General features: G+C 70.5%; 14 protein-coding genes. 9 read left to right on the forward strand and 5 right to left on the reverse strand.

The features are described 5' to 3' along the window. Positions 1-80: 80 nt before the first annotated feature. From uxaC to QOZ89_RS06035, 3 genes are all read left to right on the forward strand, one after another. A complete protein-coding gene (gene uxaC, locus QOZ89_RS06025; protein ID WP_312623203.1) occupies positions 81-1,499 on the forward strand; it encodes a glucuronate isomerase in 1,419 nt (472 codons plus the stop codon). Further along, on the forward strand, positions 1,496-2,887 hold the full coding sequence (locus QOZ89_RS06030; protein ID WP_312623204.1) for a mannitol dehydrogenase family protein: 1,392 nt from the start codon (positions 1,496-1,498) through the stop codon (positions 2,885-2,887). Before uxaC ends, QOZ89_RS06030 begins: the two co-directional genes overlap by 4 nt. 410 nt (positions 2,888-3,297) lie before the next feature. Continuing rightward, entirely contained in the window at positions 3,298-3,519 is a 222-nt protein-coding gene (locus QOZ89_RS06035; protein WP_312623205.1) for a hypothetical protein, read from the forward strand. A gap of 71 nt (positions 3,520-3,590) precedes the next feature. Here the strand turns inward: QOZ89_RS06035 and QOZ89_RS06040 are convergent, their stop codons facing one another. The 3 genes from QOZ89_RS06040 to QOZ89_RS06050 form a co-directional block, all read right to left on the reverse strand. Continuing rightward, positions 3,591-4,604 carry a substrate-binding domain-containing protein gene (locus tag QOZ89_RS06040; RefSeq protein WP_312623206.1) on the reverse strand — a complete coding sequence of 338 codons (1,014 nt, stop codon included), beginning with the start codon at positions 4,602-4,604 and terminating at the stop codon, positions 3,591-3,593. A 79-nt stretch (positions 4,605-4,683) separates the two neighbouring features. Next, complete coding sequence (locus QOZ89_RS06045) at positions 4,684-5,232, reverse strand: Rossmann-fold NAD(P)-binding domain-containing protein (protein ID WP_312623207.1); 549 nt, start codon at positions 5,230-5,232, stop codon at positions 4,684-4,686. Positions 5,233-5,348: 116 nt separating this feature from the next. Further along, complete coding sequence (locus tag QOZ89_RS06050; protein ID WP_071052376.1) at positions 5,349-5,816, reverse strand: helix-turn-helix domain-containing protein; 468 nt, start codon at positions 5,814-5,816, stop codon at positions 5,349-5,351. 354 nt (positions 5,817-6,170) lie between these two features. Between QOZ89_RS06050 and QOZ89_RS06055 the strand changes: the two genes are divergently transcribed. Together QOZ89_RS06055 and QOZ89_RS06060 are read left to right on the forward strand one after the other, a co-directional pair. Further along, a complete protein-coding gene (locus tag QOZ89_RS06055; protein WP_312623208.1) occupies positions 6,171-7,391 on the forward strand; it encodes a phytanoyl-CoA dioxygenase family protein in 1,221 nt (406 codons plus the stop codon). A 21-nt stretch (positions 7,392-7,412) separates the two neighbouring features. Beyond that, positions 7,413-9,176, forward strand: coding sequence for an ABC transporter ATP-binding protein (locus QOZ89_RS06060; RefSeq protein WP_312623209.1), 1,764 nt, complete (start codon positions 7,413-7,415; stop codon positions 9,174-9,176). A 116-nt stretch (positions 9,177-9,292) separates the two neighbouring features. On the opposite strand, the gene QOZ89_RS06065 is transcribed toward QOZ89_RS06060, so the two are convergent. Next, positions 9,293-10,768 (reverse strand): glycoside hydrolase family 43 protein, encoded by a 1,476-nt coding sequence (locus tag QOZ89_RS06065; protein ID WP_312623211.1) that lies wholly within the window; start codon positions 10,766-10,768, stop codon positions 9,293-9,295. Positions 10,769-11,003: 235 nt separating this feature from the next. Then, complete coding sequence (locus QOZ89_RS06070; RefSeq protein ID WP_312623212.1) at positions 11,004-12,005, reverse strand: LacI family DNA-binding transcriptional regulator; 1,002 nt, start codon at positions 12,003-12,005, stop codon at positions 11,004-11,006. Positions 12,006-12,232: 227 nt separating this feature from the next. Between QOZ89_RS06070 and QOZ89_RS06075 the strand changes: the two genes are divergently transcribed. Genes QOZ89_RS06075 through QOZ89_RS06090 form a run of 4 tightly spaced genes read left to right on the forward strand, consistent with a single transcriptional unit; the run spans position 12,233 to position 22,435 of the window. Beyond that, positions 12,233-14,752, forward strand: a complete 2,520-nt coding sequence (locus QOZ89_RS06075; RefSeq protein WP_312623214.1) for a DUF4982 domain-containing protein — start codon at positions 12,233-12,235, stop codon at positions 14,750-14,752. A gap of 47 nt (positions 14,753-14,799) precedes the next feature. Then, entirely contained in the window at positions 14,800-17,331 is a 2,532-nt protein-coding gene (locus QOZ89_RS06080; protein ID WP_312623216.1) for a beta-glucosidase family protein, read from the forward strand. Next, positions 17,328-19,547: an ATP-binding protein gene (locus tag QOZ89_RS06085; RefSeq protein ID WP_312623218.1), complete on the forward strand. Its 2,220-nt coding sequence runs from the start codon at positions 17,328-17,330 to the stop codon at positions 19,545-19,547. Before QOZ89_RS06080 ends, QOZ89_RS06085 begins: the two co-directional genes overlap by 4 nt. A 5-nt stretch (positions 19,548-19,552) precedes the next feature. After that, complete coding sequence (locus QOZ89_RS06090; protein WP_312623220.1) at positions 19,553-22,435, forward strand: ABC transporter permease subunit; 2,883 nt, start codon at positions 19,553-19,555, stop codon at positions 22,433-22,435. Positions 22,436-22,501: the final 66 nt, after the last annotated feature.

The raw sequence follows: 22,501 nt of genomic DNA on the forward strand, positions 1-22,501 counted from the left end.
GCAACACCGGACCGTCACGGTAGAGGCAACAGGTGGCAATCGATTGCCACCTACGTCGGCGCGCACCAACGATGACCGCTATGTCCGCCTCCGTAGTCCTCGCTCGGCACCCCGACCGACTGTTGCCGGCAGAACCGGGTGTCCGCGCTATAGCCCGGCGGCTGTATGACTCCGTGCGCGACCTGCCGATCCTCTCGCCGCACGGCCACGTTGACGCCAGCCTGCTCGCCGACGATTCGCCGTTCCCGGACCCGGCGGCCCTGCTCGTCACGCCGGACCACTACGTGACGCGTCTGCTGCACGCCAGCGGCGTGCCGCTGCACGATCTCGGCGTCGGGCGTGGCCGACTGCCGGACGAGGAGTCCCGGACGGTCTGGCGCCGGGTCTGCGCGCACTGGCAGGTCTTTCGCGGCACGCCGGTGCGGTACTGGCTCGAGGCGGAACTCGCCGAGGTCTTCGGCGTGGAGGAACGGCCGTCCGCCAAGAATGCGGATGCGATCTACGACCAGATAGCCGCGTGCCTGACCAGGGATACGCACCGCCCGCGCGCGCTGTTCGACCGGTTCGGCATAGAGGTGCTCGCCACGACCGACGACCCGTGCGACGACCTGGCGGCCCACGCGCGGCTCGCCGCCGACCCGACGTTCGCGGGCCGGGTCCTGCCCGCGTTCCGCCCGGACCGTTACCTGGAGGCGGCCCGGTGCGGGTGGGCGGCGGCCGTGGCCCGCCTTGGCGAGGTTGCCGGCGTGGACACCGGCAGCTATGGCGGCTGGGTACGGGCCATGGAACGGCGACGGGCCTACTTCATCGAGCACGGGGCGACGTCGACCGACCACAGCCACGACGACGTCGGCACCGAGCCGCTGGCGGCGGCCGAGGCCGAACGCCTCTACCGGGCGGCGCTGACCGGGGACGTCACGCAGGCGGAGGGCGTGGCCCTGCGCCGGCACATGCTTTTGGAGATGGGGCGGATGTCATGCGACGACGGGCTGGTGATGATGCTGCACCCGGCGGTGCGCCGCGGCCACCACGGGCCGACCCTCGCCGTCCACGGCCCGGACACCGGACACGACATCCCGGTCCGCGTCGAGTTCACTGACGCGCTGCGGCCACTGCTGGAACGATTCGGTACCCACACGAACCTGCGCCTGGTGCTGTTCACCCTCGACGAGACGACGTACTCGCGGGAGCTCGCCCCGCTGGCCGGCTTCTACCCGTCGGTCTACCTCGGCGCCCCGTGGTGGTTTTTGGACGCGCCCGACGCGGTCCTGCGTTTCCGCGCCGCCGTCACCGAGACCGCCGGGTTCACGCGCACCGCGGGCTTCGTCGACGACGCCCGCGGCTTCTGCTCGATCCCCGTCCGCCACGACATGTCCCGCCGCCTCGACAGCGGCTTTTTGGCGCGGCTGGTGGCCGAGCACCGGCTCGACGAGGACGAGGCGTTCGAAATCGTGGCCGACCTGGTGGCGAGCCGGCCGCGGGAGGTGTTCCGGCTGTGAGCCCGGCTGGACGGCTGCGCAGGCGGGACCCGGCGGCGCCTGTCCGGCTCGTGCACCTGGGGCTCGGCGGCTTCTTCCGCGCCCACCAGGCCTGGTACACCGACCAGGCGAGCGACGCGGACGACTGGGGCATCGCCGCGTTCACCGGTCGGCGCCCGGACCTCGCCGAGGCGCTCGCCGCCCAGGACGGCCTCTACACCGTGGTCACCCGCGGTGTCGGCAGCGACGATTTCGCGGTCGTCCGTTCGGTCTCGAGGGCCCACGCCGGCTCCGACCACGAGGCGTGGCTCGGCCACCTCGGCTGTCCGGACGTGCGGGTCGTCACCCTGACCATCACCGAGGCCGGCTACCTGCGCGGCGCGGGCGGCGGGCTCGACACGGCCGACCCACGTGTCGCCGCCGACATCGCGGCGCTGCGCGCCGACCCCCGCGCCCTGGTCGTCACGGCGCCCGCCCGACTCGTGGCCGGCCTGCTGGCGCGACGATCCCGGGACGCCGGGCCGCTGACCCTCGTGCCCTGTGACAATCTGCCACGTGCCGGATCCGTGCTGGCCGCGGTGCTGCGGGAGCTGGCCGCCGCCGTCGACATGGACCTGCCCGGGTGGATGGACGGGCAGGTCCACGTGGCGTCGACGGTGGTCGACCGGATCACTCCCCGGCCGACCGACGCCGACCGGCGGGCTGTGCTCGCCGCCACCGGGGTCGACGACCACGCGCCGGTGGTGACGGAGCCGTTCACGGAGTGGGTGCTGGCCGGGGAGTTCCCCGGCGGGCGGCCTGCCTGGGAGAGCGCCGGAGCGGTGTTCACCGACGACGTCGCCCCGTTCGAGGACCGCAAGCTCTGGCTGCTCAACGGAGCCCACTCGCTGCTCGCCTACGCGGCCCCGGCCCGGGGGCACACCACTGTCGCCGAGGCCGTGGCCGACCCGGTCTGCCGTGGGTGGCTGGGGGAGTGGTGGGACACCTGCGTTCCCCACCTGGCGCTGCCGGCGGCGGCCGTGGCGGCATACCGGGAGGCGCTGCTACAACGGTTCGCCAACCCGCGGATCCGCCACGAGCTGGCGCAGATCGCCGCCGACGGCTCGCAGAAGCTGCCCGCCCGCCTGCTACCCGTGCTACGCCGCGAGCGCGAGCGCGGCCGGCTGCCCGCCCCCGCCGTCACCGCGCTCGCCGCCTGGGTGACGCACCTGCGCGGATCGAGCCCCCCAGTGACGGACGTTCGCGCCGCCCAGCTCCTGCCCTTGGCCGCCGCCGGCGGCCTCGCCGACGCGGTGCCGAGGGTGCTCGCGGCCCTCGACCCGGCCCTGTCAGACGATGCCGATCTGGTCGGCGCTGTCCGCGCCCAGACCCGCTCGATGCTCGCTGGCGGCGTGTCACCGGCTTCGTGAACGGGCCAGGTTCACGACGCCGGCCACGTGCCCGGCGGCCTCCTGTCCTTGACGGCTGACCGGGGATCTCGGGTGCCTGCGGCTCGAGCCGGCATCGGTGCCCGCGCTCTGAGGCCCGGCAGCGCTAGGCGACATGTTCGGCGAAGCGCCGGGCGACCAGGCTCACTGTCTCGCGGATCGCCAGGACCGACCGCAGCAGGTGCTGCCGATACCCCATTCTGCCGGTCACGCCGTTCATCACGACACCAATACGCTGCGTGGCCATTCACCCCCAAGGGAAAGCGCTTTCCAAGAAATAGACGCCCGGGGGGCGCATGGCAACGTGTTCTGGGCCGCCTCCAATCGACCGAGTCGTCCGATCTTGCTGCTGTGACTATGCTTTGGGAAGCGCTTGCCAAGTGAGGTGCCCTGTGACGTCGTCCGCGGCCGGAGTGGGCCCGTGCTCCGTGACGTACCGTGCCCTGCCGGTGGGCCAGGTCGTGGAGCTCGCCGCCCAGGCGGGTCTTGGCGTCGTGGAGTGGGGAGCCGACAGGCACGCCCCGCCCGGCGACCTGCCCGCGCTGCGTGCGGTGCGAGCGACGACCGAGGCCGGCGGACTGACCGCCCGCACGCTGCGCTCCTGGCTGTGCTGACCGCTCCCGCCGGCGTCCTATCCTGCCGGCCCCTCGCTGTCCTGGCCGTCCTCGTCGTCGGACGAGGGCCCTCAGCGCCCGGGAGTGCTGGCGCGCACCACGACCTCACCACGGACCCGCCGGATACGCGGGGACCCACCGGGCTCGGCGGTGACCACCAGGTCCATCGCGAGCGCGCCCATCCGCTCCAGCGGCAGGCGGACGGTGGTGAGACCCGGCGTGATGTCGCGCAGGGTGCTGATGTCGTCGAACCCGGCGACCGCCAGGTCGCCCGGGAGCTCGATGCCATGGTCCCGGCAGGCCGCCATCGCGCCCACCGCCATCACGTCGTTGACCGCGAACACGCACTGCGGCCGCAGGTCCCGGGCGATCAGCTCGGTCATCGCCGCGTACCCGCCGTCGCGGGTGAACGGCCCGGTCACCACCGCGGCCGGAGAAAGGTCGCCCCCGGCGCGGGCGATGCCGTCTTTGAAGCCCTGCAGCCGGTCGCGGGCGGTGAGCAGGTCCGGGGGGCCGGCCAGCGCCGCGAACCGGCGATACCCCAACGCGGTGAGCTCCTGGCCGAGCTGCCGGGCGCCGGCGCGGTTCTCCACGACCACGGTGTCGATCGGCAACGCCCGCTGGCTCACCGCGACGACGTGCCCGCCGGTCTCGGTGAACGTCTCGACCTCGCGCCGCAGCGCCTCCGTGACGTCCCGGTCGCGGGTCCGGCTGCCGACGAGGATCATCGCCCGGCCGCGCTGCCCGCGCAGCAGGGTGAGGTGCTCGGCCTCGGTGCCGTAGCGGCGTTGCGTGCTCACCAGGGTGACGAGCAGGCGGTGCTCCTCGGCCGCCTGCATCACCCCGGCGGCGATCGACGAGAAGTACGGGTCGGCTATGTCGTGTACCAGCAGGCCGACCACTTCGCTGCGCCCGCGCGCCATCGCCTGTGCCTGGGCGTTGGCCGCGTAGTTCAGCTTCCGCGCCGCCTCGGCGACCCGCAGCCGCAGATCCTCGCGCACCCGCCGGCTGCTGCCGTTCAGCGCGCGCGACGCGGTGGCCAGCGACACGCCCGCCTCGGCGGCGACATCGGCCAGTGTGACCACGCCAGCACGCTCTCCGTTCGGCGGCCTCATGTCGGGTGGGTGCCCGTCACCGGGTGCTCGCGTCGGAATGTACGTCAGGCTATCCGCGCGAGGTCGTCGCGCCGCACCGGATGCGCGAGCGGGAGGCCCGCGGCCAACCGCGCGGCCTCCCGCGCGACGGTCTGGCCGAGCCGGGCGAGCTCGTTGCCGGCCGAGCCCAAGATGTGTGGGGTGCGGAGCTGCCCTCGCGGTAGCTGTCGCGCAGCCCGAACGCGTTCTTGCCGGTGAGCAGGATCGCCGCCACGGTGTACTCCGCGACCGGCAGCGCGTTGGCCGCCACCGCGCTCGACACTTCCACGCCGCGTTCCCAGCAGGCGTCGCTCACCAGGCTGCGCACGCTCCCGGCGGCGTGCAGCACCGCGCGCAGCCGCGGGGCTCTCGCGAGCACCGTCTCGTCGAGCCTTGGGCAGCCCCAGCCGGTGACCAGGACCTCCGCCTCCGCCAGGAGGGGTGCCACCGCTGGGTCGGCGAGGTTCATCGTCGCCAGCGCCGGGTCGATGCGCACGGCCTCCCGCAGCTGACGCAGGACCGGCGGCGGGAACAGGCCTGGCAGGAATGAAGGTGCGAGCGCGAACAGCGCGTCGGGCATGGTGCTCCCTTGGCTCCGGCGGCGAGGGTGGGCGTCACGCTAACCAGAGCTCTTCCCTTGGTCAACCCTTTCGGGAAAGCGCTTACCGGTCTACAGTTGACCCGCGCCGACGAGCATCAGGGTTCCGCCTGCCCATGCGAGGCGGCCGAGGCGCCGTCGTGATCGTCTCTCCGGAGCAGGTCCGCCACGGCATCCAGCGCGTCCTTGACGCGCTGGACCTCGGACGGGTCGCTGGTGCCGATCGCCGTGATGATGGCCTGGTCGATCTTTGCGACGGGACGATGCCGCGCTCGGTCCCTCGCGTCGGCCGTGGGCTGGACCAGGGTCCTGCGCCGGTCCTCGGGGTCGCTGATCGTCTCGACGACACCGGCCTCGCGTAGCCGCGCCACGCACGCCGAGATCTGGCTCTGAGGGAACTGGACGCGGGCGGTGATCTCCGAGATGGAGCTGCCAGGGTTCTCGAAGACGTCGAACACGACTGCCCGGGTGGGGCCGGACAGGCGCAGGATGCCGACCTCCGGGATCGACTGCTCGCCGAGCTTCATCAGCCTGCGACCCAACTGAAACAGCTCGAATCCATCCATGGCATCCTTACATCAGGGATGATACATCTATGTTGATGGAACTCCGGTCCTGGCTCAGTGTGCCAGGCGCGCAGGCCGGGCCCCGCCTGTCAGCCGGACCCGAACGCCGAGGGGAGACCGCGTGCTGATCCGTTTGCCTGGGCCGTATGCGCGCCGGCGCGGACGCGATGTTGACCTCGTGGCCGCCTCCGGATCGTCCCGTGCTCTGGTGCGCTCCATCTTCCCGACCTGAGCGCGGACGTGATCGACAGGGGCGTCCTGACGGGCGACACCGGCCACGCCTGGCGGGGGACGCCTCGGATGGTGACGATTCGGTAATTCTTGATCCCCGAGAACAGTGGGAGTGGGAGACGTATGCCAATAGCTCTGGATCGCCGTACCCGGTTCGACGCCGACGTGCGCAAGATGGGGATGGAGGACTTTCTCGCGAGCGAGTTCCCCGACCTCGCCGCGCGTAACGGTGCTCTTGTGGTGCAAGGGATCGAGGCGTTCGACGCGCCGCCGCTCGCTGTCGAGGTCGGCGACCGGTCCTGGTCGTTTTCGGGCACCGGCGGCGGCCTGGCCGTGTCGCCGGGTATCGCCGACGGCGCGCTCGTCGTGTCGTTCGACGAGGACGCGTTCTCCGACTGGGTGCAGAACCAGCGTTCGTTCAATGCCATGATCGTCGCGCGTGAGCTGCGTTATCGTGGCGGCAGCGAGCGGGACGTGTCGGTCTGGGACTCGCTGTGGCTGGCATTGCTCGAGGGCTGGCCGCTCGTCGACGACGGGATCGAGTTCCTTGACCGTCATGGCGCGTCCCTGGACCTCGGCCGTGTCTTCACCCCGGATGACGACCCGGCGGACGTCGCGCACTTCCTGCGCGAGGCCGGTTTTCTCCATCTGCGAGGCTGGGTGGACCCGACTGACATGCGGGCGGTCTCGGACGACATGGACCGGGCACTCCCCGACTACCACGAGGATGACGGCCGGTCCTGGTGGGCGACCGTGGCCGACGGAACCCGACTGTGCGTCCGGCTCCAGGAGTTCGTCGGCCGGTCCCCGACGACCGCGTCGATTCTGCGCGGCGACCGCTGGGACCAGCTGCGTCGCACCCTGGCCGGGAGCGACGATCTCGTCCAGAAGCAGGACGACAGCCGTGCACTGGAAGCGCTCATCAAGCCCCGACATGTCGTGGCCGGCGCGTCGGACGTGAGCTTCCACCGCGACTGCCACTTCGGCCGGCACGCCTACCAGTGCTCCAGCACGGTCGTGGGCATCGCCGTCACCGCCAGCAGCGAGGCGAACGGGCAGCTACGCGTCATCGCCGGTTCGCACCGGGTGCTGATGCCGGTGGAGATCGCCAAAACCCGGCCCTACCTGCCCGTCGTCGCCATCCCGACCGATCCTGGCGATGTCACGGTGCACCTGAGCTGCACGTTGCACGAGTCGACGCCGCCGCTCGTCCAGGAACGCCGGGTCATGTACACGGGGTTCTCGCTCGCTCGGCGCGAGACGGACGCCGAGGGCGCCCGGGCCCTCTCCGAGCTGCGTGAACGGGTATCCCGGATTCTTCTCGAACAAGGTGGCCGGCCGTGACAGGGCACCGCGAACACCTCAATGGAACCTGACCGCCGCGCGCGGGAACCGCACGCGCTGCGCACATTGTTCGCGCACGCCGGTGACGGCGGGCGGCTCCTCGTCGGCGGCTACCTGCTCATTCTCGTCGACGCCGTCGCGCAGAGTCTCACCCCTGCCGTGTTCCGGGTCGTGCTCAACCGCATCCAACGTGATCCGCACCAGTTCGTCCGCGCGGGTTGGCAGGGACCCGTGTTGGGCGCGATCGCCATAGCCACGACTTTCCTCGTCGCGGCCTACCTCGCGCATACCTGGACCCGCCGCGGAGCCGCGCGGTGGGCCAACAACCTGCGGCGCGCCCTGTACGAGCATGTGCAGCGACTGTCGATGGACTTCTTCCACCGCTCGCGCGTCGGCGACGTCGCCGCCCTGATCAACCAGGACACCGAGCGCCTGGAGCTGGCGGTCTGGCAGGGCCTGGTGTTGTGGTGGGCGGCGGCGCTGCTGGTCATCTCGGTGGGGCTCATCGCGTGGGTCGACCTGTGGATGGCGCTGCTCGCGCTCGGGTTGCTCGCTGTGGCCGTCGTGTGGACGCTGCTGGTCCTTCCGCGGCTTCGCCGCCACAGCCGCGACATCAGAGACGAGCTGGGCAGGACGTCCGGGACACTCGCCGAAATGCTCGGCGTGAACGCGCTTCTCAAGGCGTTCAACGCCGAGGACGACGCCCTGGACCAGGTCCGCGGCGGAACCGAACGAATTCGTATCGGCTCGGAGATCTTCGCACGGCTCCAGCACCGTTACGCCGACCCCCTCGGCTTCCACCTCTCGTTCGTCGCGCCCTTCCTGCTCCTGTTCATCGGTGCCTGGCGCACGGCGACAGGCACGCTCGAGATCGGTGACGTGGTCGCCATCTGGGGCTTCTGGCTGCGCGGGTCGAACGCGCTCACGCAGGTCATGACCACCCTGCCGGAGGTCATCGCCGGCCTGACCGCGAGCGAACGCACAGCAGAGCTGCTTCACGAACGGCCCGCGGTGGCTGACCGCCCCCACGCACCTGCCCTGGCCATCACCCGCGGCGGCGTCGCCTTCGAACAGGTCTCGTTCGCTTACCCGGGAAGGGAGTCACGCCTGGTCCTCGACCAGTTCGACCTGACCATCGAACCCGGTCAGGCAACAGCGCTCGTCGGCCCGTCCGGCGCGGGGAAGTCCACCGTCGCCCAGCTGCTGCTTAGGTTCTTCGACCCGACCGGCGGCCGCGTGACGATCGACGGTCATGATCTCCGCGAGGTCACCCAGGCCTCGGTGCGCGCCGCCGTGGGTGTCGTCTTCCAGGACTCCGTCCTGCTCAGCGGCTCGCTGGCACGCAACCTTCGAATGGCCAAGCCGACGGCCACCGACGAGGAGATCATTTCGGCGCTGGAGGCGGCGAACGCCTGGGAGTTCGTAAGAATGTGGGACAGCGGAATCCATGCCGAGCTCGGCGAACGCGGCGTCACGCTCTCCGGCGGCCAGCGACAACGCCTCGCCATCGCGAGGGTGATGCTGAAGGACCCGGCGATCGTCGTCCTGGACGAGGCGACGAGCGCACTCGACGCCACCAGTGAGCGTCTCGTGCTCGGCGCCCTCGACCGGCTCCTCGCCAACCGGACGTCACTCGTCATCGCCCATCGCATCGCCACCATCCGCAAGGCCGACCAGATCGTGGTTGTCGAACGGGGACGAGTCGGCGACATCGGCACCCATACTTCGCTGCTTCGTTCGTCGTCGACGTACCGCTCCTACTGCCGCGAGCAGGCAGTCGCGTGACATAGAGCAGGAGATGAGGTCCTGCGGGGCGGCCGGCGGCGATGAGGGCGAGGCCCCCACCTGGCCGCCTCCGCTCCGCGGCCCGCCTCCGACGGTTCCAGCCGCGGTTGACCGGCTCAGGGCGTGCCCGGTTCCAGGGTGAGGTATTCGAATCGCGCCAGTACGGCGTCGGTGCCGATCGCTTCGACCCCGATGACGCGTCCGGTGAAACCGCCGGCGACCTCTGTCGAGAGGTAGCGTCCGTCGACCCTGGCGAGTGGTCGGAATTCGCCGCCGGTGATGTGGCCGAGCTCGAGCTGGTCGGGGCCGGCGCGGAAGGTGGCGGCGTCGGCGTGCGCTACGGCGCGAACGGCCAGTGCGTCGTCCGCGCTGATCCCGGCGGTGGTGGCGAGGGTCTGGTCGAGCGGGCCGAGCACCATTCTGGCGGTGAGTACGTCCCCGCGCCGTTCGACGGCGGCCCAGTGCGCGTCGTCGATCCGGACGGTCAGGCAGACGTCACCCTCGGGGAGAGTCGCGGTGGCCTGCCAGTGCGGGTCCTGGGCGCGCACGGCCAGCAGATGCTTCGCTTCGCCCACGTCGGGTGCCCGGCCCGCGGCGAGGGTGATGCCGCCGCCGGGTCGGTGGCGGGTGAAGGTCTGAGGGTCGGTCCCGGGGGAGATCCAGCGGGGGTGCAGCGTCGGCGTGAGGAACTCGTCGGCGAAGGAGTTGGCCCGGACCGGCACCGTGAACCGGTCCTCCGCCACCACTGGCCAGCCGTCGGCCCAGGTGATGCCGGTCAGGAACGATTCACGACCGTTGACGTGGAACTTGGGGAACGTGCCGCGTGGGCGTACCCCGAGGTGCACCATCGCCCATTCGCCGTCGGGAAGCTCGACGAGGTCCGCGTGGCCGGTGCTCTGGACCGGGTGCTCGGTGCCGCTGTGGGTGAGGATCGGGTTGGCGGGGTTGCCGGTGAAGGGGCCGGTGATCGAGCGCGAGCGCGCGATCGACACGGCGTGGCCGCGGTCGGTGCCGCCTTCGGCGATGACGAGGTACCACCAGCCGTCCCGGCGGAACAGGTGCGGGCCTTCGGGGTGCGCGAGCCCAGTCCCGCTCCATAGGCCGTGGGGCTCGGAGAGCAGCTTCCCGCTCTCGGGGTCGACGGCGGCCTGCATGATCTTGCCGGGGAAGCACCACGTCAGGTAGCAGGTGCCGTCCTCGTCCCAGGCCAGGTCGGGGTCGATCCCGACCGTCGCGCCGCCGGTGTGGACCGGGTCGGTCCAGGCGCCGGCCGGGTCGGTTGTCTGGACGATGAGGTGGCCCCTGCGGACGTCGGTGAAGTTCGTCGTGACGAGCCAGAATCTGCCGTCGTGGTGGCGCAGGGTCGGCGCGAAGATCCCGGTGCTGGCGGAGGCGAGCCCCGGGGCCACGTTCAGCTGGGCGGGGCGGTCGAGCACGTTGCCGAGCTGTTCCCAGCCGATGAGGTCCGTGCTGTGGAAGATCGGTACCCCGGGGAAGTACTCGAAGCTCGAGGTCACGAGGTAGTAATCCGCGCCGACCCGGCAGATCGACGGGTCCGGGTGGAAGCCGGGCAGGATCGGATTGACGTTCATGGCGCCTCAGGCTAGCACGCGCTAGTTCCTCGATGGTCGGTCGACCGGGGACGACTGCCACGGCTGTCGGCTCGCGCTCCGGCCGTGCCGTCGTAGGTCGTGACCGGATTGGCGGAGACCTTGCGACTACCCGAGGCCGCGCGGATGGCGAGACTCGGTCGTGTCGCGCAGCTTGGCGGCAAGCGTGGTGCGGATCCGCGTGCTGTCAGGATGCCCGACTTCGCCCGTCGGCGGTTTAGGTGGTCTCACGTCGCACGACGGTGAGATTCGGCAAGGTAAGCGAGGCGGGCAGTGGGCGACGGTCGACCCGGTGCAGCACGAAGTCGGCGAAGCCGCGTCCCAGGGCGGCGGTGTCGATCCGGATGGTGGACAGCGCGGGTACGAACATCGTCGCGATCGGGGAGTCGTCGTGGCCGATGACCGCGATGTCCGCGGGCATTCGCAGGCCGGCGCGGACCGCCGCGCTGGCTATCGCGGCGGCGACGTCGTCGTTGAAGGCGACCACGCCGGTGATGCCGGCGTCGATCCATCGGCGGACCGCGTCGTCAGGGGAGTCATCGCGGTAGTTGATGCGCTCCAGGCCGAGTGCCGCCAAACCCTGAAAGCGCGCTCGGTCGGATGCGGCTTGGTGTCGAGCGAGGACCATTGAGGATGTTCGGGCCTCGGCGAAGGCAGTAAAGATCAGATTGCGGTGGCCGCGTTCGTGAAGGTGGTCGACCTGGAGTTCCGGCCCGGCGCTGATCGCGAGTGAGACATCAGGAGGGTCCGGGCGGTCGGGATCTGGATAGATCTGCCGGACTCCGCACGCGAGCATGGACGCGACGTCGGGTGAGTTGAACGGGATGGTACCAACCACAAGATCAGGGCTGAGAGACTCCCAGAGTGGCCGGGCTGCCTGGTCGGGGTGGCGGGTGTAGGTCACCAGTGAGTAGCCGGCCTTGTCCAGCGCGAGGGAGACCTCGTCCAGGTAGTCCTGCATCCGGAACTCCACCGGCCAGTCGGGCAGGACGAGCAGGATGATGCGGCTGCGTCCGCTGGCGAGGGCGCGTGCGGCGCTGTTGGGTCGGTAGCCGAGGCGTTCGGCGGCCTGTAGCACCCGTTTGCGGGTGCTCTCCGGGATCGTCTGGCCCGGGGTGTTGTTCAGGACGAACCCGACGGTCGCCCGCGAGACGCCCGCTTCGCGGGCGACGTCCAAGGCGGTCACCCGCCGACTGGTGGTCGGCTCTGGCACGGCCACCGCCCGCCCTCCCGTCACGTTGGTCCGAAACACGTTGGACTTGTGCGCGCTAGTCGCCAATGCTAGCTTACATCCCACATCACTAGCACCCGCTAGTGATGTTGGGCACGAGGTGTGTCGTCCGGCCAGGTTCGCCGCCTCATGCCCTTGCCCGCCGTAGGGCCGACCTGCCTTCGGCTGTCACCTCTCGTGGCAGCCAAGCCTGGCACACGACCGGGAGAGCTGGATTGATCCGTAGATCGTTCAACGACGGCTGGTCGTACCGCCGCAAGCCCGACGCGTTCCAGGCGCTGCTCGGCCGGGCGAATGACGGGTGGGAGGCGGTCCGGCTGCCGCACGACGCGATGGTGTGCCGTGAGCGGGACGGTTCGGATCCGGAGGCGGGTCACCGCGGCTACTTCCCGGCGGATGGCTATGAGTACACGAAGACGTTCTTTGTGCCGGTGGAGTACCGCGCGCGGCGGGTCACGCTGGAGTTCGAGGGCGTCTACCGCCATGCCCGGGTCTACCTCAACGGCGACCTGGCGGGGCAGTGCGCCAGTGGCTACTCCACCTTCCGCGTCCGCGCCGACCATCTGCTGCGGTACGGGGCGGACAACGAGGTGCGCGTAGAGGCGCGCAGCCAGGACGACAGCCGGTGGTACACCGGCGGAGGCATCTACCGCGACACGAGCATCATCGTCGCCGACCTACTGCACCTGGCGCTCGACGGCGTGCGCGTCACGACCCCGGTCGTCGACGACGACCTGGCCATCGTGGTGGTGGCAACCGAGATCCAGAACGAGTCGGCTGTGACGCGGACGGTCGAGGTGGCCAGTGAGATCGTGGACGCCGATGGCGAGGTCGTCGCCAGGGACGTCGCGCCGGTCACCGTGTTTCCCGGGGACGAAGCCGTCCTGCGCCAGCGGCTGACCGTGGTCGGGCCTCGGTTGTGGGGTGTGGAGCATCCCTACCTCTACACGTGCAGGACGACCGTCACCGCCGGCTCTGATCGTCTCGACGAACAGGCGACGCCTTTCGGCATCCGCTCGCTGACGGTCGATGCCCGCCGGGGCCTGCGGATCAACGGTGAACCGGTGAAGCTGCGCGGCGCCTGCATTCACCACGACAACGGCGTGCTCGGCGCGGCCACCATTGACCGGGCCGAGTGGCGTCGGGTGGAGATCCTCAAGCAGGCCGGCTTCAACGCGATCCGTAGCGCTCACAACCCGGTCAGCAGGGCGTTGCTCGACGCGTGCGATCAGCTCGGCATGCTCGTGATGGACGAGCTGAGTGACGTCTGGACCCGGTCGAAGTCCGCGCACGACTACGCCGACGACTTCGCCGGCCAGTGGGAGTCGGACGTGCGGGCGATGGTGACGAAGGACGTCAACCACCCCTGTGTCGTCTTCTACTGCATCGGCAACGAGATTCCAGAGGTGGGCACAGCGCCCGGGGCGGTGCTCGGTCGCCGGCTCGCCGAGAAGGTCCGTGAGCTCGACGGCACCCGGTTCGTCACGAACGCCGTCAATGGCCTGCTGGCCGCCGGGCCGGACCTGTTCTCGGTCATGGCCGGCGGCGGAACTGGGTCCGCGGAGAAGCCCAGTGCAGACGCCGCTTCAACGGGCGACACGACCGGCGACGTCAACGACCTGATGACTCGCTTTCGTGAGTTCATGCCGACGTTGATGACCTCCGAGATCGTCACCACGCGGACCGCGGAGTCCATGGCGTACCTCGATGTCGCCGGCTACAACTATCTCGACTCCAGGTATCAGCTGGACCGGACGCTGTTTCCCAACCGGGTGATCGTCGGTACCGAGACGTATCCGTCGGACATCGATCGCAACTGGCGGCTCGTCCAGGACAACAGCCACGTCATCGGAGACTTCACCTGGACCGGCTGGGACTACCTCGGCGAGCCGGGGATCGGCCGGGTCGAGTACCAGAGCGACCCTGAGGCGTCGGCCGGCGCGATGCTGGGTCATCAGGGCCCCTATCCGTGGTTGGCGGCGTGGTGCGGTGACATCGACATCACCGGTCATCGTCGTCCGGCCTCCTACTACCGGGAGATCGTCTTCGGGCTGCGGGCCGAGCCCTTCATCGCCGTCCACCGCCCCGAGCGGTATGGCGAGCCGGTCCGGCTGGCGACGTGGTGGTCGTGGAGTGACTCCCTCGCCAGCTGGAGCTGGGACGGCCGGGAGGACAAGCCGGTCCGGGTCGACGTCTACTCGGCCGCGGACGAGGTCGAGCTGCTGGTCAACGGCCGTTCGGTCGGCAGGGCGCCGGCGGGGGAGAAGAACCGGTTCATCGCCGCGTTCGACACTGTCTACGAGCCCGGTGAGCTGACCGCCGTCGCCTACGCCGACGGGCACGAGACCGGCCGGATGTCCCTGCGGTCGGCAACCGGTGACGTCCGGCTGGACGTGACGGTCGACCGGGCCCGGATCACGGCTGATGACCGCGACCTGGCGTTCGTGGCCGTCAGCCTGGTCGATGCCGAAGGCAACCTTTACAACACGGCCGACCGCCGGGTGGTCGTGGAGGTTGCCGGGCCGGGGGTGCTGGCGGGTTTCGGCAGCGCGGACCCGCGGTCGGAGGAGAACTTCTTCGACACAATCCGGACGACCTTCGACGGGCGGGCGCTCGCTGTCATCCGCCCGACCGCGCCCGGCGCGATCACCGTGACCGTGACGGCCGATGGCTGTCCACCCGTCGCCGCCCGCCTCGAGGCGGTGCCGGCGAGCCGGGCGGAGGAACCGCGATGACGGACACGCTCTCTGGACGGCCGGGCGAACTCGGCAAGGAGCCACGCATGAGCCTGGACGCCACCTCGAGTCCAGCGGATCGGGCGACCGAGCTCCTGCGGACGATGACCGTCGAGGAGAAGGCGCAGCAGGTCACCTCGACGATGCCGACCGGGCTTCTCGGCGTCGACGGCCTGCTCCAGGACGCGGCGGAGCGCGCCCTGGGGCTGGGGATCGGTCACGTCGCGGCGCTCGGAATGCTGGGCCACAAGACGCCCGACCAGGTGGCGAAGGCCGTCAACGAGATCCAGCGGTTCCTGGTCACCCGTACCCGGCTCGGCATTCCGGCGATCTTCCACGTGGAGGCGCTGAACGGGGTGGTGTCACCCGGGTTCACGTCGTTCCCGACGGCGATCGGGCTGGCCGCCACCTGGGACCCGGCCGGGGTCGAGGAGATGGCGGGCGTCCTGCGCCGGCAGGTCCGTGCGATCGGCCACCCCTTCGTCCTGTCGCCCGTGATGGACGTGGCCCGCGACGGCCGCTGGGGGCGGGTGCACGAGACCTACGGCGAGGACCCGTATCTGGTCTCCGCGATGAGCGTCGGGTTCACCCGCGGTATGCAGGGCACCGACCTGCGCGAGGGCGCCATCGCGACCGGCAAGCACTTCCTGGGCTACGGCGCCACCGAGGGCGGCCAGAACATGGCCCGGACCACCGTCGGCCCGCGCGAGCTGTACGAGGTGTACGCCCGGCCGTTCGAGGCCGCGATCAGGCTGGCCGGGCTGGCGTCGGTGATGAACTCGTACAGCACCGTCGACGGCGTCCCGGCCGGCGCGAGCCGTGAGATCCTTACCGGCCTGCTGCGCGACCGCCTCGGCTTCACTGGCACCGTTGTCTCCGACTACGACACCATCGGTCACCTGCACCGGCGGCTGCGGGTCGCCCGCGACGCCGAGGAGGCCGGCCGGCTGGCGCTGGCCGCCGGCCTCGACGTCGAGCTGCCGATTCCCGACGGCTACGGCCCCGTCCTTGCCCAGGCGGTTCATCGCGGCGAGGTCCCGGTGGAGCAGCTGGACCAGGCGTGCTGGCGGGTGCTGCGGGACAAGTTCGCCCTTGGCCTGTTCGACACGCCCTTCGTCCCCGAGGACCCGGTCGTCATCAACGCGACGGCTCGCGACGGCGTCGAGCTCTCCCGCCGTCTCGCCCAGCAGTCCGTCACCCTGCTCAAGAACGACGGCCTGCTGCCGCTCTCCCGCGACCATCGGCGGATCGCGGTCGTCGGCCCGCACGCGGACGGCGTCGCGGTCGCGTTCCCGGCCTACACCTATCCGGGCGCGCTGCAACTGCTGGCCTCCCGGTTCCGGGGAGAGCGGGTCAACATTCCCGGCACCGAGCAGATGGCTGGAACGATCTCGGACGACACCGTCCGAATGATGATCGAGGAGCTTTCCGGCCCGTTGGGGAAGTCGATCGACGACTACCTGCGCGAGATGTACGGAGCGCGGTCACTCGCCGAGGCCGTCCGCGCCGCCGCCCCCGGCGCCGAGGTGACAGTGACCGCCGGGTGCGGCGTCCTGGACGGGGAACCGGCCGACATCCCGGCGGCGGTGGCGGCGGCCCGGGACGCGGACGTGGTGATCCTCGCCCTCGGCGGGCGGGGAGGCTGGTTCACGCCGGGCATCACCGAAGGCGAGGGCAGCGACACCGCGAACCTCGACCTCCCGGCGAACCAGGTCGCGCTCGTCAAGGCGGTCGCCGCCACCGGCACCCCGTGCGTCGGCGTCGTCCTCACCGGCCGGCCGATGGCGCTGACCGAGGTGGTCGACGACCTGCCGGCGCTGCTGTACGGCTACTACGGCGGCCAGCACGCCGCCATCGCCCTGGCCGAGGCCCTGTTCGGAGACATCAACCCCGGTGGGAAGCTCCCCATCTCGATTCCCCGCCATTCCGGGCAGGCGCCGGTCTACTCCGGTCAGCCGACCGGCACGGGCTACCGGCGCACCGACCAGGACATGCATCAGGGTTACCTGGACCTGCCGTCAACCCCACTGTTCCCGTTCGGTCACGGCCTGAGCTACACCACGTTCGACTACACCGATGTCGCGATCAGCCCGTCGGACGTCGAGGCCGCCGTCGATGTCGATGCGGCGGTGAGGGTCCGCCTGACCGTGCGGAACTCCGGTGAACGTTCCGGCGACGAGGTCGTGCAGCTCTACGTCACCGACCAGGCGACCGGTGTCACCCGGCCCGCGCAGGAGCTGGTCGGTTTCACCCGGATCAGTCTCGCCCCTGGCGCGGCGGTGACCGTCGAGTTCGCCGTGGCGATGAGCCAGCTCGGCTACGTCGGCCTCGACGGACGTTTCGTGCTGGAGCCCGGGCCCGTCCAGGTCCTCGTGGGCGGCTCGTCCGACGACATCCGGCTGCGCGGCGCCTTCGAGGTCGTCGGCGACGTGGCCGTCCTCGAGGGCCGTCGCTCATACCTGTCCAGCACGACCGTCCGCGACGCGTCGCCCGCGTCGCCGACAACGCCCGGAAGTAGGCCAATGGTGTCCGACATCTTCGAGTTCCGGCCAGCGCCCCCCGACCGGGTGCAGTCGTGAGCACCCCCACCGATGCCGCGCCCGGCGCCGCATCCTCGGTAGCTGGGCTGGCCGCGGGGCTGATCGACGCGGAGGCGGAACGCCAGGAGCAGCAGGCTCAGGCACGGCGTGAGGTGCTGTTCGCGGACGAGTTACTGCCGGGCGTCGGCGGTGAGTCGCTGTCGCTGCGCCAGGGGCTGGCGGCGGGCGGTTCCCTGACGTTCCTGGTTTTGGTGTTGTTGAACGCGTTGGACGAGTTGGAGTCAGCGGCGCTGTCGGTGCTGGCTCCCGACATTCGGGACGCGTTCGGGCTGTCCGACGGCGCGATCGTGTTCATCTCGGCGGCGGCTGGCGCGTTCCTGGTGCTGGGTGCGTTGCCGATGGGTTGGATGGCGGACCACTTCCGGCGTAGTCGGGTGATCGGCTGGGCCGGCGTCGTGTTCTCGGTGATGGTGCTCGCGTCGGGACTGGCGGCGAACGCGTTTCTGTTCTTCCTGGCCCGGTTCGGGGTCGGGGTGGCGAAGTCGAGCAACAACACGGTGCACGGCTCGCTGATCGCGGACACCTATCCGATCGGCGTGCGCGGCCGGCTGTCGGCATCGGTATACGGCGCCGCGCGCGCCGCCGGCGCCCTCAGCCCGCTGCTGGTCGCGGGGATCGCGACCTTGGCGGGCGGGGACGACGGCTGGCGCTGGCCGTTCTTCATCCTCGGACTGCCGGCGTTGCTGGTCGCGGTGGTGGCGTTCCGGCTGCCGGAGCCGCCGCGGGGCCAGCACGAGATGAAGTCGGTGCTCGGCGAGGTGGTCGAGGACGCCGAGGCGATGCCGATCTCGATCGAGGCGGCGTTCGCCCGGCTGATGCGGATCCGCACGGTGAAGACGGCGATCATCGCGTTCTCGGCGCTCGGTTTCAGCCTTTTCACGACGAGCATCCTGGCGAACCTGTGGGCGGATGACCACTACGGGATGTCGACCTTCCAGCGGGGCCTGATGGGCTCCCTCGGTGGCGCCGCCCTGGTCGTGGCACTGCCGATCGTCGCTCCGCGCTATGACCGGCTCTACCATCGCGACCCCGAGCGGGCGGTGAAGCTGCTGGGGCTGTGCGTGCTACCGGGCGCGGTGCTACTGCCGGTCCAGTGGTTCATGCCGGGCTGGGTCGGGTTCATGCTGCTGAGCATTCCGGGCGCGGTCTTCGCGTCGGTGGCGTTTTCGATGGTCGGTCCGGTGGTGCAGTCGGTGGTGCCCTACCGGCTGCGCGGTCTCGGAATCGCGCTTGCGGCCGTCTACATGTTCTTCGTCGGCGCCACGGGCGGCGCCCTGCTGTCCGGTCTGATCAGCAACGCCTACGACCCCCGGGTCGCGGTGCTGGTCATCGGCATTCCGGCGACCCTGGTCGGCGGGCTGATGATGATCCGGGGCGCGTCGTTCGTGAAGAACGATCTGTCGCTGGTGGTCGCGGACCTGCGGGAGGAGCTCGCCGAGCGGGACCGGCAGCGCGCCGACCCGGAGAACGTCCCGGTGTTGCAGGTCAATGCCGTCGATTTCTCCTATGGCCAGGTGCAGGTGCTGTTCGACGTCGGGTTCGAGGTCCGCCGTGGCGAGACGCTGGCGTTGCTGGGCACGAACGGGGCCGGCAAGTCGACGATCCTGAAGGTCATCTGCGGGCTCGGCACGCCGTCGCGGGGTGTGGTGCGCCTCAACGGCCGCACGATCACCTATGTCGCGCCGGAGCAGCGTGGGAAGTACGGCGTGCATCTGTTGCCGGGCGGTAAGGGTGTGTTTCCGGATATGACGATCCGGGAGAACCTCGAGATGGCGGCGTTCCGGATCCGCCGCGACCGGGCCGACCGTGACCGCCGGTTCGCCTACGTTCTCGGCCTGTTCCCGGATCTCGCCGGCCGCCAGTCCCAGCTTGCCGGGTCGCTGTCCGGTGGGCAGCAGCAGATGCTGGCGCTGGCGATGGTGCTGCTGCACGACCCCGAGGTGCTGCTGATCGACGAGCTGTCGCTGGGGCTGGCGCCGGCGGTCGTGCAGGACCTGCTGGTGATCCTGGAGCGGCTCAAGGCCGACGGGCTGACGATCGTCGTCGTCGAGCAGTCGTTGAACATCGCCCTCGCCGTCGCCGACCGGGCGGTGTTCCTGGAGAAGGGGCAGGTTCGGTTCACCGGCCCGGCCCGTGAGCTGGCCGAACGTGACGATCTGGCCCGCGCGGTGTTCCTCGGCCGGGAAGGTGGCTGACGGTCATGGAGATGCCTACTACCCAGTTGCTGTTCGATGGCGGTGTCAGTGGCCTGGTCATCGGTCTGCTCGCGATCGGCATCGTGCTGGTCCACCGCTCGACGCGGGTCATCAACTTCGCCGTCGCGAACATGGGTCTTGTCGGCTCCGTGCTGTTCGCGCTGCTGGTGGTGCGGTGGAACGTGCCGTACTGGATCGCCCTGGTCATCGCGCTCGTCGTCGGCACGCTGTTCGGCGCGCTCGTCGATCTCGCCGTGGTCCGTCGGCTGTTCCAGGCACCGAGGGTGATCCTGCTGGTCGCCACCATCGGCGTCGCGCAGCTGGCGCTCACCATCGTCACCGGCCTTCCCGACCTCGACGACTACGCGAGCGAGTCGTATCCGGTGCCGTGGGGTGGGGCATGGTCGCCGGTCGACGGCCTGCGGATCACCGGAGCGCAGCTGAGCGTCCTGGTCACGGTTCCCCTCGTCGCGCTCCTGCTCGGCCTGTTCCTGAGCCGCACCGTGCTCGGCCGCACCGTGCGGGCGTCGGCCAGCAACCCAGAGCTGGCGAGGCTGCAGGGCATCAGCCCGAAGATCGTCTCCACGGCGATGTGGGCGCTGGCCGGGCTGATCGGGACGATCTGCCTGATCCTGATCTCCGCGCAGACCAAGACCCTCACCCAGGTCACCACCCTGGGCCCGACCACGCTGGTGCGAGCGCTGGCCGCGGCGGTGATCGCCCGGATGGTGTCCATGCGCATCGCGCTGCTCGCGGGCGTCGTGCTTGGGCTGCTGCAGTCGCTCATCCAGTTCAACTGGCTTACCCAGCCGGGTCTGACCGACTTCGTCATCTTCCTGCTGGTCCTGGCGGCGGTGTTCCTCGTCAGCCGCGGCCGCGACACCGAGACCTCGTCGTTCTCGTTCGCCCCGAAGGCCGCGCCGATTCCCGAACGGCTGCGTGATCTGTGGTGGGTCCGCCAGCTGGAGCGCGCGCCGCTCCTCTTCCTGGGCGTGCTGGCGATCGTCCTGCCGTTGCTGGTGCCGCAGGCGTCGCGGCAGCTGCTCTACACGGTGATTCTCGGCTATGCGATCTGTGCCGCCTCGGTCACCATCCTCACCGGCTGGGCCGGGCAGCTCTCGCTGGGCCAGATGGCGTTCGCCGGGCTCGGCGCGCTGACCGCCGCGGCGCTGAACCGCGGCCTGCAGATCCAGATCGGGGGCAGCACCTTCGCCCTGAACGCGCTGCCGTTCCCGGTGGCGGTCCTGCTCGCGAGCCTCGTCGCCGCCGCGCTCGCCGCCATCGTGGGGGCGGGCGCGCTACGGGTACGCGGGTTGCTGCTCGCGGTCAGTACGTTCGCGTTCGGGATCGCCGCCGAGCAGTACCTCTACCGCCGGGAGGTGTTCCAGGACGAGGGCGCCCACACGGCGTCGTTCACCCGTGACACCGCGTTCGGTATCGACATCACCAGCCAGCGCGCCTACTACTACCTGGTCCTTGCCGTGCTGGCCATCGTGCTGGCCGTCGTCGCCCGGTTACGCCGTTCCGGGATCGGCCGCACCACCATCGGGGTGCGGGACAACGCGGCGACCGCCGCGGCCTACACCGTGGGGGCGACCCGGGTGAAGCTGCGCGCGTTCGCGCTGGCTGGTGGGATCGCCGGTCTCGGGGGCAGCCTGCTTGCCGGTGCGGTCCAGAACGTGCCGTACTCCGACAGGTACTTCCTGTCGGCTGACTCGCTGAGCCTCGTGTCGATCGTCGTCATCGGTGGTCTTGGTTCGATCTACGGTCCGGTGCTCGGTGCGCTCTGGGTCATCGGCCTGCCGGCGATCTTCCCCGGCAACGACATCGTCCCGCTGCTCACCTCCAGTCTCGGCCTGCTGATCCTGCTGCTCTACTTCCCCGGCGGCCTCGTCCAGATCGGCTACGCCGCCCGTGACGCCCTCCTGCGCCTCGCCGACAAACGGCTCGGCCCCCAGCCTGCCGGCAAACCGGAGATCGCCCCGGCCAAGGCACTTACCCGGACCGTCCCCCGCGAGCCACTCCCCGCGGATCGGCCGATGCTGCGGACGAACGACGTGCGGGTCCGTTTCGGCGGCCTGACCGCGGTCGACGGTGTATCGATCCAGGTCGCGCCCGGTGAGATCGTGGGTCTGATCGGCACCAACGGCGCCGGGAAGTCCACCCTGATGAACGCCATCGGCGGCTTCGCCCCCGCCACCGGCACCGTCGAGCTCCTGGGTCGTGACGTCACCGCCACCGGTCCGACCGCCCGGGCCCGGGCCGGGCTCGGGCGCACCTTCCAGGCCGCGACGCTGTTCCCCGAGCTCACCGTCCGCCAGACCGTGCAGATCGCCCTGGAGGCACGCGGCCGCACCGGGCTGCTGTCCACCGCCCTGCACCTGCCGCACACCTTCACCCGGGAACGCGCCCAGCGATCCGCCGCCGATGATCTCATCGGTTTCCTCGGTCTTGGTCGGTATGCCGACGCGTTCATCGCGGACCTGTCCACTGGCACCCGCCGCATCGTCGAGCTCGCCGGGCTGCTCGCGCTCGACGCCCGCCTGCTCTGCCTCGATGAGCCGACCGCGGGCGTCGCCCAACGAGAAACGGAGGCATTCGGCCCCCTCATCCAGGAGATCCGCCGTGAGCTCGACGCGGCCATGCTCGTCATTGAGCATGACATGCCGCTGATCATGAGTATTTCTGACCGCGTCTACTGCCTCGAAACCGGTCGCGTCATCGCCGAGGGCACCCCCGGCACCGTCCGCGACGACCCGAAGGTCATCGCCAGCTACCTCGGCACCGACGAACGCGCCATCAGCCGAAGCGGCAGCGCCCCCAGCGGCAGCGCCCCCAGCCCAGCGGAAGACGCCCCCGTCGCCACCAGCACCACCGCACCCGCATAACGCGACGCACGTAACCCGGTGCGCCGCCCAGGCGCCGACGTACCAACAGCTGTCCATTCAACCGTG

The organism is Pseudofrankia coriaricola (genome assembly GCF_032027725.1).
Classification (GTDB): domain Bacteria; phylum Actinomycetota; class Actinomycetes; order Frankiales; family Frankiaceae; genus Pseudofrankia.